Genomic DNA, 15018 nt, shown 5'->3' on the forward strand with positions numbered 1-15018 from the left:
ATCCACTGTCAGTGTTGTCGATTCTCTCAATGTCCCGGGATCATGGTGGTAGACAGCGTTGGCGCTGGCTTCGACATAATTGTCGAGATGCGGCTGCTGACGTGATCAAAAATGTCAACATCACGGGGTCTTCATGGGGACAAACGCCAACCAAAACAGCTCTGGGCGCCATGCAGTCTTTGCCTATGGAACCTTGAAACACGGGTTCGCCAATCACTATTTTTTTCGTGACGCCCGATTCCTGGGCAAAGCCAAAACGGTTGTACGCTACAGCCTGTATGTGGATGAGTATCCGTTGGTCTATCCGGGTCAACCGGTGAGTCGCATAGTGGGTGAAGTGTATCAGGTGGATAATGCCCTGCTTTCGAGATTGGACATGCTGGAAGGGCATCCGAGGCTCTATCGCCGGGAACAGATCGAAGTGACTCTAGCCTCGGGAGAACGGTTGCGGGCGTGGATATATTTCTTCCCTGAACCGAGGGGACGCCTAATTCCCAGTGGAGAATTCAAGCCGACGACCGCCCTGGGCTGTGAATAGTTTTTTCAATTGCCTTGGGACAATATGCATCGGGTCTGCTAAGCTCACGATCAGAATATGAATCGTGAAAGGAGACCTCTTGCACATTGAAATCACGTACATTCACCATAATTGCTTTGTTTTGAAAACTGCCAGCCGTACCTATCTGTTCGATTATCCCAGTGACAGCCATCTGCCGGAGGGGGCGCAGAAGCGGGTTATGGACGCCGTGGCTTCCAGCGATCTCGTGGTGCTCGTTTCTCACAGTCATGACGACCACCTCAACGCCGATATGGTGAGCATGGTCTCGACTGCCGAGTCCGTCTGCTATGTCTTTTCCGATGATGTGCAGGACATGCGACCGGAAACGATTCCCACTGACGCCGAAGTGCTGATTGTCGAACCTGATGAAACCTACGAGTTTCACGGCCTGTCCATTGAGACAATGATGAGTAATGACCTGGGTGTGGCTTTTCTTGTGGAAGACGGTGATTTCCGCTTCTATTTCGGTGGCGATCTGGCCAAATGGATTTGGAAGACCGCATCAGCCAAGGAGCAGGAGTATACTTCCCGATTCTTCCATAATGCCATGGAACGGGTGCGGGATTTTCAGCCTCATGTAGCCTTTTCCAATGTAGACAAGCGGTTGGATAATCTGGCCGGAGGAGTCGAGGCGTACCGGCAGACCGGGGCCAAGGTCTTCGTCCCCATGCACAGCTTTGGGGAAACCGACTGGCTTGAAGGGTTCCGGGAGGCTGTGGGAGAAGTGTTCACCAGGCTCTTTATCTATTCGGAATCAGGGGATTCCTCGGAATTTATCATTTAAGTTTTTTTCAGCTTTTTGTTATAGCGAACAGGTTGATCAATCGTTTCATGCATCAATCGGAGTCGCCATGTCTTGCAAACCGTCCAATTTGGTCGCCTTGATAGTTCTTTTTCTGCTGCTGGTTCCTGTGGGAGCCAGTGGGGCCAATCCTGCTGCAGCACTCATGATGGCCGATGCCGGTGGAGGTGGACAGGCCGAATCCGTTTCCATTCCCCCTGGGACACCCCCGGAAAAAGTGCAGGCATTGCTTGCTGGCATGAGCGACGAGCAGGTGCGTCGACTGCTCATCTCGGAATTGCAGAATGCTCCGCATCCTTCTCCCGATCAACATCAGCAAACCGGGATAGCCGGGGTGATATTGCGCAGCAAGGCATCACTTCAACATGTGAAGGAACGACTTTCCTACCTGTTCTCCGGTGCGGCTTCCGCGCCTCGCCTGCTTCCCGATGCTATCATGCAGTCGCTTTCCGGCGAAGGGGTGCACCCTCCCGGACATCTGCTGGCCGGGCTTGTCACCATCACTGTCATGTGGTTTGGCGTGCGGTTCTTCGTGAAGCGCAGGATGGACGGCGTTCGTCGGCGGATTGAGGATGTTGATCCGGCAGCACCGCTCTGGATCAAGATCGGCCGTCTGCTGGCCCGTGCGCTGTTTGATATCGTGACTGTGCTGATTATCGCAGTTGTTACGCTCATTCCGTATCTCATCATATTTAACGAGCCTGCCACGGGGCGCCCCGTCATCTTCGCCTGGTTCGGGGCCATGCTGGTCGTGGAAATTGTCCGCACACTGGCGCGGCTTCTGCTTGTGCCGGATGTCAGCGCCATACGATTTCTTCCCTTGAGCGATGAAGCGGCCAAGCTCATTTACAAGTGGACTATCCGCATCGCATGGATTGTGTCCGTTGGTATCCTGCTCTCAAGCATTATCCGAATGTCACGTGGCAGCGAATTGGCTTTTCTGGTTATCCTGGCGATTACCGGGCTGGTCGTTGCCGTCACAATCAGCCTCGTTGCGCTGTGGCACAGCAAAAAAGTGGCTGATACCATCCGTCGTTTCTCCAAAGAGAACTCCCTGCAGTATCAACTGGCGGGAACATGGCATGTCGGGGTGACGGGGTACTGCTTTGTCTTTTGGTTCTTCTGGGTGGTGGCCCTGTTGGTCTTTGGTGATAGGGCCATGATGGCCGGTGTCTACACGCTGCTGGTAGTTCCGCTGTATTTTCTGGTCGATTGGGCGACGCAGCAACTGGTTCGGTTTGCAGTTGACCTTGCCGACTCTGGTGGCGGGGCAGAAGCAGCCTCGGCTGATGGCGAGGAAGGCGCAAGTGAAGCGCCTGCCATTACGCGCTTTCAGACCTTCCTGTCTCGCAGTTTTCGGATGTTGGTCTTTGCGGCAGCCGTATTCCTGCTGTTGCGCATCTGGGGGGTCAATCTGAACTTTGGCCGAGCAACGGTCAGTGCGGGCATTGATATCCTGCTGACACTGGTGCTTGCCTATATCTTCTGGATTTACATCTCCAACTACATCGAAGACAAGCTGCGGGATAAACAGGCGGCGCAGGATGATTCCGGTGAAGGCGACGGCGGTGGCCCTGGCGGTGACCGTTTCTCGACCCTGTTGCAGTTGGTGAAAAAGTTCATCTTTGCGGCCGTGACTGTTGTCACTGCCCTGATCATTCTGTCGTCACTTGGCGTGGACATCGGGCCGCTCATTGCAGGTGCGTCCGTCTTTGGTATCGCCATCGGTTTTGGCGCTCAGACGCTGGTCAAGGATATCATCTCAGGTATTTTCTTCTTGATGGATGACGCCTTCCGCGTAGGGGATTACATCATCGTCGGCAGTGCCCGAGGAACCGTGGAACAGATATCCGTTCGTTCCTTCAAGCTGCGCCACCACCTGGGGCCGCTCTATACGATCCCGTTCGGCTCCATCAAGGAGATACAGAACATGACCCGAGACTGGGCGGTCATGAAGCTGAACTACCTTGTGCCGTTCGATACCGACATTCACAAGATCAAGAAGATCATCAAGAAGATCAACAAGGAAATCCGGGCTATTCCCGAGTTGAACGAGTTCATGCTGTCGGACATCAAGAGCCAGGGCGTCAAGGCCATGGAAGAGTATGGCATGCGCATGCGGGTCAAGTTCATGACCAAACCGGGCGGACAGTTCACGCTCCGCAAACTGGTGCTGGCCAAGATGCGCAAGGAGTTTGAAGCTGCGGGGATCGAGTTCGCCAAACCGCGTGTCTCCGTGTCTTTGCCTGAGACAGCACAGCTTTCGCCTGAAGAAGCGGCTACCGTGGCAACTGCGGCTGCACAGAAGGCCGTTGATGAAGATCAGGCCAAGCAGCAGGCGAAAAAGAAGTAGCAGAACGAGTAGGGACGGGGGGAGATGTTCTCTCCCTCCTGTTACGTGTTGGCGATTGATGTGGGCCGTCTGCGGACGTTAGGCCGTGGCGTACAACGGCATCTTGCGTCCTGCAATCCGCCCTTGTTCCGTGTTCTGTTTCAGGTTAGTGTCGGCAGGCATTAGCGAACACCATTCACAGGAGATTCCCCCTTGATCGCCAAGGAACAATTACACGCTTTTTTTTCACCGGAAACCGTTGCCGTTATCGGTGCTTCGGCTTCGCCCGGCAAAGTCGGCCACACCATTATTTCGAACATGCTCAAGGCAGGCTTCAAGGGGAAGCTGTATCCGGTCAATCCAAAGGCGACCGAAATCGAAGGGCTGGCTGTTATCAATGATATAGCCGAGCTGCCGCGAGGCCTCGACCTTGGGGTCGTTTCCGTACCTCGGGAGTATGTACTGCCCTCACTGGAGGCGCTGGCCGAGATCGGTACCAAGTCCGCCATCGTCATCACCGCCGGATTCAAGGAAATAGGCAAGGAAGGGTACGACCTCGAACAGCAGATTATTGAGCTGTGCGAACGGTCGGGCATGGCCCTCCTCGGGCCGAACTGTCTCGGCATGATGAATACGACTGCCGGAGTCAATGCCTCCTTTGCGGCAGGTCATCCCAATCCCGGTTCCATTGCCTTCTTTTCCCAGTCCGGTGCCCTGTGTGTGGCTATTCTTGACTGGGCGCTCGGCGAAAACATCGGCTTTTCGAAGTTTATCAGTCTCGGGAACAAGGCGGTTCTGGATGAAGCGGACATGCTTGATTTCCTGAACCATGATGATGAGACCACGGTCATTCTTGGCTATATCGAGAATGTCGAGCATGGAGAGGAGTTCCTGAAGCAGGCACGCAAGGCGAGCCTGAACAAGCCGGTCATCATGATCAAGTCCGGTACCACTGCTGCGGGAGCCAAGGCGGCATCCTCGCATACCGGAGCCATTGCCGGGTCGGATCAGACGTACTCTGCTGCCTTTCATCAGTCGGGCGTAATTCGTGTTGCCGATGTGGCAACACTGTTCAATCTGGCTCAGGCATTCTCGAATCAGCCGCTGCCCAAAGGGCCTAACCTCGCTGTTGTGACCAACTCTGGTGGCCCAGGCATCCTCACGGCGGATACTGCCGACAGGTCCAGCTTGTCCATGGCAACACTGTCACAGAAGACCATCCAGAAACTGCAGGAATTTTTGCCGAGCTACGCTGCTTTCTATAATCCAGTGGATATCGTTGGTGACGCGGATGCCAATCGCTACCGCAAGACCCTTGGTGTCGTTTCCGAAGATCCGATGGTCCACTCCATTCTGGTGCTGCTGACGCCGACAGCCTCGGTTGAGATCGAAAAGACGGCAGAGGCGGTTATCCGCACTGCTGCCAAATGCGGCAAACCGGTATTTGCGTGTTTCATGGGCAAAACCCGGGTAGCCGGGGCCAAGAAGATGCTCATGGAAGCGGGCATTCCCTGCTATTCCTTCCCGGAACCCGCGGTCAGGTCCATTGAGTCCATGTACAAATACAATATATGGAAGAATCGCCCTGAACCGCAGTACGCAGAGGTCAAGCGGGACAAGGAAGCCGCGTTGCAGTTGGTTCGCGATCACGAGAAGCGACACCAGTCGGAGATAGTCGAATTTCAGGCGCAGGAAGTGCTTCGCGCCTACGGGCTGCCGACGCCCAAAACCGTGCTTGCCCGTTCTTCCGATGAGGCTGTGGCCGCTGCCGAAGAGATCGGATATCCGGTTGTGCTCAAGATCGCCTCGCCGGATATCTCGCACAAGTCGGACGTGGGTGGAGTCAAGGTCAACCTGCGAAACGCGACCGAAGTCATGGAAACGTTCAAGGATATCACAGCCCGTGCCCAGCGCATGCGCCAGGAAGCCTATATCGCCGGTTGTCTGGTGCAGGAGATGGCGCCTCCCGGCGTCAAGGAAGTGATCATCGGCTTCAAGCGCGACGAAGAGTTCGGCCCTATGTTGATGTTCGGTCTGGGCGGAATTTACGTTGAGATCATGAAGGACATTTCCTTCCGGCTTGCTCCGCTGTCCCGACAGGACGCCTTTGAGATCGTTCGTGAGATCAAATCCTATATGCTGCTCAAAGGGATCAAGGGAGAGCAGCCCGTGAATTTCACGGCCCTGGAAGATATCATCATGGTCATGTCACAGATGGCGCTGGACCTGCCGCAGGTATGGGAAGCAGAGTTCAATCCTGTGCTCATCAATCATGAGAAGGCCATTGTCGCCGATGTCCGGATGACACTGCACCTGTCAGACGATTAATCGCAAAGTGGAAGGGGAGCGGGTAACTCCGGTCCCCATGCTACTTCTTGCGCAGTTCCGTTACCTGTTCGCCGCCGATCCCCCAGTTGTCCGTATCCACTTCGTCAATGATGACGAAGGTGGTCTTTCTGTTTTTGCCAAGCACGTCTTCAAGCAGGTCAGTGACTCCTTTGATGAGTTGCTGCTTCTGCTCAGGCGTGGCTCCTTCCCGTGTGATGCGAATGTTGACAAAGGGCATGACTTCTCCGTTTCTTATTATGAGGTAATGAAACCCAGATCCTTTTCAGTAACCCGCCCTCGAATGTTTGTATACAGATCGGCTGTCAGGGCCGTCTTGCAATTCCATACTAAATAAGAGTGAAATTATTTTCCGCGTGACAGAAGTTATGGAAGCAGGCAGAAAGACCGGTCCGTTGCGACGGAAAAACAGCCCGGTTGAGACACGTAATTAGGGGTGATTCAAAAGGTGAGCAAAAACGGCTTATTGCCAATAAATTACAAGTTTTTTGCCTGCTTTTTCCCATAGGTGTCTTGACGGTTGTATACCGGTTCGGTATAGATCAATTCCTACCGAACTGGTAGAGTAACTCGGACTTGGGGCAAAACGTGGTTTGCTGAAACTGCGAATTAAGGACGAGTTGCTAAAGGGAAAGTGGAATTATCCTGTTATTTCAACAGATAATAAAACCGTACCTTTGCAGAGGGAATTAGCTGAGGGGCTAATCTCGAGCACATATTGTTTTTAGGACATTGGGCGTTTTGTCGTCTGGTGAATTCGTGTGGTGCATCCTTTATGGAGTGGTGCGTCTTCGTTTCACCTAACGATAAATGCCTGACCTGAGGGGCTCGCTGCACTGACGCCGGAGGGCGTGTTGCTGCAACCACCGGGTGTTCCGGCGACCGATCGTGTGGATTCGTCCACTTTTTTTCGGGAGTCGACGATTGACGTATCCACGAATGCGTAGGTCGTTGAGAACATCCTGGTTGGAGAGGGTGCATAGTATTCCACAAACTTATTAAGGAATGCGTTATGGAGAAAGGAAGACGACTGCTGTTTTGGGCTGGAATCCTTTTCGTGTTCGCTGTCACATCAATTGTCTCTATCGAAGCCCAGGGGCTCGAAGCGCAGGCCAAAGCCGTTTCCGAGGCTCGGGTCGACGCAGTGACTATTGATACGCTGGCGAAATTCGAAAAGCTTGAACTGCCCGTGGTTACTTTCTACCACGACCAGCACACCGAAGCTCTGGCTAAACAGGGCAAGGACTGTGCATCGTGTCACGAGAAAGATGCCGACGGAAAACTTTCCATCAAATTCAAGAGTCTGGTCGATGAAGACCCAGACACCATCAAGACCATCTACCACAACCAGTGTATTGGTTGTCACAAAGACATGGTCTCTGCCGGACAGAAGTCCGGTCCGCTGGACGGCCAGTGCCGCTCCTGCCACACCAAGAATCCTGCTGCTTCCGAATGGCAGCCGATCTCCTTGGACAAATCGCTTCACTTCCGCCACGTCCGCGGAACCGGCGGTGACGAAAAATGTCAGACCTGCCACCACACCTATGATGAAGCCGCCAAGGAACTCGTTGCCGACAAAGGCAAAGAGCAGAACTGTCGCAACTGTCACATGGAACAGGATCGCGTTGTCAACGAAGAGTTGACTGTGCGTTCGTACGCCATGGCTTCGCATGAAAAGTGCGTTACCTGCCACATGGAGTACACCGCGAAGAAGAAAGCTTCCGGTCCCGCCAAATGTGCTGGTTGTCACTCTGCTGCAAGCCAGGCCGAGATGAAGGTCGTCGAGAATCCTGAACGCCTCATGCGCGGTCAGCCCGATCACACGCTGCTCGTCACCGTCAAGGATGGCAAGCCGCAGGCAAACATGGGTCCCGTTCCCTTTGATCACAAAGGCCATGAGGAATACGTCAAGGATTGTCGTTCCTGTCACGTTGGCGAAGGCTCCATGGACGGCAAGTTCTTCGAGCTGGCCGGTGACATGCACCTCAAGACCAACATGCAGGGCTGCGTGGGTTGCCACAAGGCCAAACAGGAAGAGAAACCCGTTTGCGCTGGCTGTCACAGTCAGATGCGCGAGACCAAGGCTCCTTCCAAAGACTCCTGCGCCAAGTGTCACGTTGAATCCGCCAAGGAACTCTACGTCGACGGTATGATCCCCGAGAAGGAGATCGAAGAAGCCGTTGCAGCCGAGCTTGTCTCTTCTCGTGACAAGACTGTCATGACCATCACCGACGCTGACATCCCGGAAGAGATCGTCATCGGCGCATTGTCTGACCAGTACGAGCCGAGCAAGTTCCCCCATCGCAAGATCGTCAAGAAGCTGATTGCCGATATGCAGGGTGACAACATGGCTGGTTACTTCCACGGACAGGACACCCTGATGTGCTCCGGCTGTCACCACAACAGCCCCGCATCCAAAACACCGCCCAAGTGTGCTAGCTGCCACAACAAGCCCTTCGACCCGGCCAAGCCGGACGTACCGGGCCTGAAAGCCGCATACCATGGTCAGTGCATGGGTTGTCATACCGCCATGCAGCTCGAAAAGCCGTCGAATACGACGTGTAGCGATGCTGAAGGCTGTCACGTAAAGAAGAAGTAATCCGAACCCGGTGAAAATACACTAGGAGTCATCCATGAAACGTAGAAACTTCCTCGGCCTGATGGGGGCAGCCGGTGTCGCCACCGTGCTTCCCACAAAGGCTCAAGCCGCTGGAAACGTACACTTTGAAGGATATCCGGGAAGCAAAGGCGTCCTCTTCGACGCCACGCGCTGCATCGGATGCCGCAAATGTGAAGAAGGCTGCAATGAGATCAACGGTCTGGCCAAGCCGGAACAACCGTTCAGCGATCTCAGTGTGCTCGATACGAAACGCCGTACCGAAAACGAAGCCTACACAGTCGTCAATAAATACGAACAGCCTGAAGGCGGTTCCGTGTTCAGCAAGATCCAGTGCATGCATTGCATGGAGCCTTCCTGCGGTTCTGCTTGTTTCGTCAAGGCGTTCACAAAGCAGCCTTCCGGCGCCGTTACGTACGACGAATCCGTCTGCGTCGGTTGTCGTTACTGCATGGTCGCGTGTCCCTTTGAGATTCCGACCTACACATACAACGATCCCATCACCCCGAAGGTCATCAAGTGCCACCTGTGCGAACCGCACATCTCCACTGGCAAGGTCGATGCTCCGGGTTGTGTGAACAAGTGCCCCAAGGAAGCGCTGGTTTATGGCGAGCGTGATGATCTGATCAAGATCGCCCGCAACCGTATCGAAGCCCATCCCGAGCTGTACGTGGATCACCTCTACGGTGAGCACGAAGTCGGTGGCACCAGCTGGCTGTACCTCTCCGGCACGCCGTTCAACCAGATCGGCATGCGCGAGGACCTCGGTACCACTTCCGGTCCCGAACTGAACTCCAGCGCACTGTCTGTTGTTGCCATGGTTCCGGCCCTGTGGCCTCTGCTGCTCGCAGGCGTCTACGGCATCACCAAGCGCACGGACAAGATCGCCAAGAAAGAAAAGGCCGAAGCTGTAGCTCAGGCCATCAAGGAAACGCAGGACAAAGCCAATTCCGACATGAAGGCCGCCATGGAGCGCGCTCGCAATGACAAGGAAGCCACCGTCAAGCGTGAAGTCACCAAAGCCGTCGAGGAAGCCCTGAAGGCTGCCGAAGAAGAGGCCAATGGTGAAAAGGAAGAGGAGGGCGCATAAATGAGCACTGAAGCCCAGACCAAACAATCCCTGATGACGCCGTTCAATGTTATTGCCGGCCTCATCCTGGTACTCGGTGTCGTCCTGACCATCTGGCGTTTCGCCGGTGGTATCGGAGCGGTTACCAATCTCGATAACAACAACCCCTGGGGCATCTGGATCGGGTTCGACCTGCTCTGTGGTGTCGCATTGGCCGCCGGTGGCTATGTCACCTCCTCGGCCGTCTACCTTTTCGGCATGAAGAAGCATCACGCCGCTGTCCGTCCGGCCATCCTGACGGCCTTCCTCGGCTACCTCTTCGTTGTCGTTGCCCTGCAGTACGACCTCGGTCGTCCCTGGCGCCTGCCTTACCCGTTCGTCGTGTCCGCGGGCACCACGTCCATGCTCTTCGAAGTGGGTTTGTGCGTTGCTCTGTACCTGACCGTTCTGTTCCTGGAGTTCTCTCCGGCAGCGCTCGAGTACTTCGGCCAGAAACGTCTGCGTAACCTGATTCACAAATGCACCATCGCCCTGACCGTATTCGGCGTCGTGCTTTCCACCTTGCACCAGTCTTCGCTCGGAGCGCTGTATATTGTCGCGCCATCGAAGCTACATCCATTGTGGTATTCCGCGTACCTGCCAACGTTCTTCTTCGTAAGTTCGGCAGCAGCCGGTATGTCCATGGTCATGCTCGAAGGGTGGATTTCCCACGGTTCCAAGACGCTGCACAGCAAGATGTCCGAGGAATACCTGGGACAGCATGATGATCTGTACTTCGGGTTCGCCAAAGGCGCTTCCTGGGTACTGATGGGGTACTTCTTCATCAAGGTCATCGGCATTGCCGCCGACAACGAATGGCACCTGCTTGCCACCGGATGGGGCCAGTGGTTCCTGTTCGAGTTGCTCGGTTTCGCGCTCCTGCCGTCCTTCCTGTACGCCATAGGTGCACGCGAAAAGAACCTCAAGCTGATCAAATGGACCGCGCTTCTCACCGTTCTGGGCATTGTCCTGAACCGTCTGAACGTTTCCCTGATCGCCTACAATTACCACCTGCCGTCCGAGATGCGCTACTTCCCGAGCTGGCAGGAGATCGGTGTGACATTGTTTGTCTGCACCATGCTCGTCGTAACCTTCAAGTTCATCAGTAGTAAGACGCCGATCTTTTATGATCACCCTGACTACAAGGATGAGCACTAAATCCTAGGAGGACGAGAAAATGGCTAATGAAATATATTCCCTTCAAGAATTCCTGCTCGCCACGAAAGGGTGGGTGTACATTCTGATGGGTTCCGCGTTGGTGGTCTTCGTGGCCTACTGGAAGTTCCTGTTCAGCAGGGACAAAGACTAACGGTCAGCATACGAGGAGTTTGAACCATGTATGAACTGTTAACGGGCCCGATCCTTTGGCTGGCGTTTGCTATCGCCGTCATCGGTCTGATCACCCGCACTGTATTCTACATTAAAGGTCTGAACTGGAAGCTGGACCGCGTCGCTTATTCCGCGCATCCCGCTGCCGGTGCCAAGGGAGCATTGCGCTCCATCCTGGCTTTCATCATTCCCTTCGCTAACCATAGCTGGAGGGCCAAACCCGGATTCACGATCATGTTCTTCGTGTTCCACATCGGTCTGCTGGGCGTTCCCCTGTTGCTGGAAGGCCATGCCGTCATTCTCAATGAGCGTTTCGGCATCTCCTGGCCTACCATGTCCATGGCTGCCGCTGACTTCCTGACTGTCGCCATGCTGGTAGCTGCTGCAGGTATCGCCATTCGCCGACTGATTCTGCCTGAAGTTCGCATTCTCACCGATGCCAAGGATTGGTTCGTTCTGATCATCTCCATCGCCCCCTTCGTATCCGGCTATCTGGTCGTTCACGAATTAGGCAATTACGACTTCTGGCTGACGGCTCACATCATCAGTGGCCTGGCCTGGATCGCGTTGCTGCCGTTCACCAAGCTGTTCCACGCCGTAGGCTTCTTCTGGTCCCGTGCACAGCTCGGTATGGACTTCGGCATCAAGCGCGGTGGCATGAAGTACAAGAGCTTCGACTGGTAAGTCGTTAGCGTATAAGGAGAACCACAATGCCCGAAGGTAAGCTTTGCAATAGAACGCCGATCAACGATGAGGAATACCTCCAGCAGGTACTCAGCGATACCGGTGGAAAGCAATACTATAAAGAAATGGAAGAGCTCGACGTTGATGTCGAGAAATTACAGGCATCCCTGAAGGCCACACTCAAGTCCCGTCTGAAAACGTGGCTTGAAATGTGCGCCCACTGCGGCCTCTGCGCCGACGCCTGCTTCCTGTATGAAGTTAATGATCGTGTGCCTGAACAGGTCCCGGCTTACAAGATCCAGTCCACCCTGGGCGAGATCGTCAAGAAGAACGGGAACGTCACCAACGAGTTCATGCGTCACTGCATGGATGTCGCATGGTCTCAGTGCACCTGTTGTAACCGTTGCGGTCACTACTGCCCGCACGGCATCGATATGGGTGTCATGTTCGGTTACCTGCGCGGACTGCTCAACTCTCAGGGCTTCGTGCCGTGGGAACTGAAAATCGGTGCTGGCATGCACCGTGTCTATCGCGCACAGATGAACGTCACCACGGAAGACTGGGTCGAAACTTGCGAGTGGATGGCCGAGGAAACCGAGGAAGAATGGCCGGGTCTGACCATCCCTGTGGATGTTGAAGGCGCCGACATGATGTACACCTGTAACGCTCGTGAGCCCAAGCACTACCCTGAAGACATCGCTGAAGCCGCCATCCTGTTCCACCTGACCGGTGAGAATTGGACCGTGCCTTCCGAAGGATGGGAGCAGACCTCCCTGTCCATGTTCGCCGGTGACTGGGAAGCCTGCACCATGCAGGTAAAAACAGTGTACGATGCGATTGAGCGTCTGAAGCCGAAACGCGTCGTCGGTACCGAGTGTGGTCACGCTCACCGTGCTACCTCCATCGAGGGACCGTACTGGGTCGGTCGTGAAGACGGCCTGCCTCCGCGTCCGTTCATCCACTACGTTGAATGGGTTGCCGAGGTGCTTCGTTCCGGACGTCTGAAAATCGATCCGGCCAAGAAGCTCAAGCGCCCGATCACCTTGCAGGACTCCTGCAACTACGTTCGTAACCACGGCCTGGCCGACATCACCCGTGAGATCATGACCTACATCGTTGAGCCGGAGTACTTCATCGAAATGACTCCGAACCGCGAACACAACTACTGCTGCGGCGGTGGTGGCGGATTCAACGGTGTTGGTAAATACCGTCCTCAGCGTAACGTGGCGCTTCGCAAGAAGCGTGACCAGATCCTCGAAACCGGGGCCGAACTGGTCATCGCACCCTGCCACAACTGCTGGGATGCCATCCGTGACCTCGAAGAAGAATACGAAATCGGTATCGAATGGTCCTTCCTCAAGCCGCTTCTGATCGAAATGGCTATTGTGCCTGATCATCTGAAGCCCAAGGAAGAGGAAGAGTAGTACTCTCGATCCTTACGCCGATAAGGCGGATGTAATAACTGTCCAACCGGCCTGGTGGTTTCGACCGCCAGGCCGGGCATGGATGGTGCGAGACAAGACCCATTACCATCCGGTTATGGAGTGCGGAAACTTCTGCGCTGTTCAATGATCGGTGGGCGATACCGTTATGCGCATAACAACCAAATCCAGATACGCGACCAGAATGGTGCTGGACATAGCCCTCCATTGTGAAAATGGGCCGGTGCAGTCGCGTGATATTGCCGAACGGCAAAACATTTCTCTTAAATATCTCGAAAAACTGATTCGCGAGTTACGACGTGCCGGACTGATTGAAAGTCGTCGTGGCCCCCAGGGCGGGCACCTTCTGGCGCGTCCTGCCGATTCGATCACCGTGGGCGATATTGTCCGCATTATGGAATGTCCGCCCAAATATGATGACTGCACCTGCACGGCCGGTGGCGAGTGTGATGCATGTCCTCAGGCCCAGACCTGTCTGACCAAAGCCATCTGGGTGGAAACCACGCGCGCCATGTTCGAGAAACTCGATACGTTCATCATCGGCGAGTTACTCGACTAGTCTTTTTCTTTTCTTGTTTCGCCCCTTGCCAAACGGCTGTGGCGATTTATCTCTCAACCAACATGCAACGTTGGAAAATCGGCTCCGGCAATCTTGTCGTCATGCAGGGTGACATAACGACCCTGGAAGTGGACGCTATCGTGAACGCCGCCAACTCGCGCCTTGCTGGCGGTGGCGGAGTTGATGGTGCCATCCATGACGCTGCCGGAATCATCTCTCTTCAACGAGCCTGCAAAAAAATCATCGCTGAAATCGGAACTCTTCCAGTAGGTGAAGCCGTCATCACGCCAGGCTTCGGCCTGAGTGCGCGTCACATCATCCATACTGTCGGTCCAGTCTGGCATGGAGGAGATCGTGACGAACCTCGATTGCTCAGGCAGGCATATGCCAACTCCCTTCTACTGGCACATCAGCATGAACTCCACTCCATAGCCTTTCCTGCCATTTCTTGTGGCGTATACGGATATCCTGCGGAACAGGCCGCTGGGATAGCGCTTGGCGAACTCAAGTCCGGGCTGCAAGACGGTCTGGTCTCAGAAATTTTCATGGTATTGCATGGCCGCACCGCTTTCGACGTATGGCGTAATGCAGCCGAAGACTGCCTGTAATCAGGCAAGGAGATAGTATGCAACTCAGAGGAACAACCATTGTCGCGGTCAAAGACGAAAACGGTACCGCGGTAGCAGGCGACGGACAGGTAACTTTCGGCCAGTCTGTCGTCATGAAACATACGGCTCGCAAGGTTCGTCGGATTTACAAGGACAAGGTCACCGTCGGATTCGCCGGTGCCACAGCCGATGCCTTCACCCTTTCCGAGCGGTTTGAGGCCAAACTGGAGAGTTATGCCGGTAACCTGCTTCGTGCAGCGGTGGAGCTGGCGAAAGATTGGCGCACAGATAAGTACTTGCGCAAACTGGAAGCAATGCTGCTGGCCGCTGACGGCGAACATGTCCTGATCATCTCCGGCACCGGTGATGTCATCGAGCCGGACGACGGCGTTGCTGCCATTGGTTCGGGGGGCTCCTACGCTCTTGCAGCCGCTCGGGCTCTCCAACGCTCTACCGATCTGCCAGCCAGTGAAATCGCTCAAAAGGCCATGGAAATCGCTGCGGAAATCTGCGTTTACACCAACGACAATATTGTCCTGGAAGCACAGGAAAAATAACACACTTATCGCAATCGTGGCTTGCTGCTCTCAATGAAGGTCAGCGTAAAAGCACAAGCGAGATGTGGAGGCTAT

Annotated in this window: 14 protein-coding genes; 13 read left to right on the plus strand and 1 reads right to left on the minus strand. The window is 54.7% G+C overall.

Annotated elements, in window-relative coordinates; all coding sequences use genetic code 11:
* Window positions 1-133 precede the first annotated feature (133 nt).
* The 4 genes from DPRO_RS17725 to acs all read left to right on the plus strand — a co-directional run bounded on the left by DPRO_RS17725 (window position 134) and on the right by acs (window position 6021).
* The gene (locus tag DPRO_RS17725) at window positions 134-538 is read left to right on the plus strand and encodes a gamma-glutamylcyclotransferase family protein (protein ID WP_097013268.1); all 405 of its coding nucleotides are present in this window, start codon (window positions 134-136) and stop codon (window positions 536-538) included.
* A 79-nt stretch (window positions 539-617) separates the two neighbouring features.
* Entirely contained in the window at window positions 618-1343 is a 726-nt protein-coding gene (locus tag DPRO_RS17730; RefSeq protein ID WP_097013269.1) for an MBL fold metallo-hydrolase, read from the plus strand.
* A 67-nt stretch (window positions 1344-1410) separates the two neighbouring features.
* Window positions 1411-3714 (plus strand): mechanosensitive ion channel domain-containing protein, encoded by a 2304-nt coding sequence (locus DPRO_RS17735; RefSeq protein ID WP_097013270.1) that lies wholly within the window; start codon window positions 1411-1413, stop codon window positions 3712-3714.
* 192 nt (window positions 3715-3906) lie between these two features.
* Complete coding sequence (acs, locus tag DPRO_RS17740; RefSeq protein ID WP_097013271.1) at window positions 3907-6021, plus strand: acetate--CoA ligase alpha subunit; 2115 nt, start codon at window positions 3907-3909, stop codon at window positions 6019-6021.
* Between the two features lie 40 nt (window positions 6022-6061).
* On the opposite strand, the gene DPRO_RS17745 is transcribed toward acs, so the two are convergent.
* A complete protein-coding gene (locus DPRO_RS17745; RefSeq protein WP_097013272.1) occupies window positions 6062-6259 on the minus strand; it encodes a tautomerase family protein in 198 nt (65 codons plus the stop codon).
* 792 nt (window positions 6260-7051) lie between these two features.
* On the opposite strand from DPRO_RS17745, the gene hmcA reads away from it, so the two are divergent.
* The 9 genes from hmcA (at window position 7052) to hslV (ending at window position 14943) form a co-directional block, all read left to right on the plus strand.
* A complete protein-coding gene (gene hmcA, locus DPRO_RS17750) occupies window positions 7052-8638 on the plus strand; it encodes a sulfate respiration complex hexadecaheme cytochrome HmcA (RefSeq protein WP_097013273.1) in 1587 nt (528 codons plus the stop codon).
* A 34-nt stretch (window positions 8639-8672) separates the two neighbouring features.
* On the plus strand, window positions 8673-9746 hold the full coding sequence (gene hmcB, locus DPRO_RS17755; RefSeq protein WP_097013274.1) for a sulfate respiration complex iron-sulfur protein HmcB: 1074 nt from the start codon (window positions 8673-8675) through the stop codon (window positions 9744-9746).
* Window positions 9747-10922, plus strand: coding sequence for a sulfate respiration complex protein HmcC (gene hmcC, locus DPRO_RS17760; protein WP_097013275.1), 1176 nt, complete (start codon window positions 9747-9749; stop codon window positions 10920-10922).
* A gap of 19 nt (window positions 10923-10941) precedes the next feature.
* A complete protein-coding gene (gene hmcD / locus DPRO_RS17765) occupies window positions 10942-11073 on the plus strand; it encodes a sulfate respiration complex protein HmcD (protein ID WP_097013276.1) in 132 nt (43 codons plus the stop codon).
* Window positions 11074-11099: 26 nt separating this feature from the next.
* Entirely contained in the window at window positions 11100-11777 is a 678-nt protein-coding gene (hmcE, locus tag DPRO_RS17770; RefSeq protein WP_097013277.1) for a sulfate respiration complex protein HmcE, read from the plus strand.
* Window positions 11778-11803: 26 nt separating this feature from the next.
* The gene (hmcF, locus tag DPRO_RS17775) at window positions 11804-13201 is read left to right on the plus strand and encodes a sulfate respiration complex iron-sulfur protein HmcF (protein ID WP_097013278.1); all 1398 of its coding nucleotides are present in this window, start codon (window positions 11804-11806) and stop codon (window positions 13199-13201) included.
* 151 nt (window positions 13202-13352) lie between these two features.
* The gene (locus DPRO_RS17780) at window positions 13353-13778 is read left to right on the plus strand and encodes an RrF2 family transcriptional regulator (RefSeq protein ID WP_322788576.1); all 426 of its coding nucleotides are present in this window, start codon (window positions 13353-13355) and stop codon (window positions 13776-13778) included.
* Window positions 13779-13840: 62 nt separating this feature from the next.
* Complete coding sequence (locus tag DPRO_RS17785; RefSeq protein WP_097013279.1) at window positions 13841-14386, plus strand: macro domain-containing protein; 546 nt, start codon at window positions 13841-13843, stop codon at window positions 14384-14386.
* Between the two features lie 17 nt (window positions 14387-14403).
* Window positions 14404-14943, plus strand: coding sequence for an ATP-dependent protease subunit HslV (gene hslV, locus DPRO_RS17790; RefSeq protein ID WP_097013280.1), 540 nt, complete (start codon window positions 14404-14406; stop codon window positions 14941-14943).
* Window positions 14944-15018 lie beyond the last annotated feature (75 nt).

This window comes from Pseudodesulfovibrio profundus (assembly GCF_900217235.1).
GTDB lineage: Bacteria > Desulfobacterota > Desulfovibrionia > Desulfovibrionales > Desulfovibrionaceae > Pseudodesulfovibrio > Pseudodesulfovibrio profundus.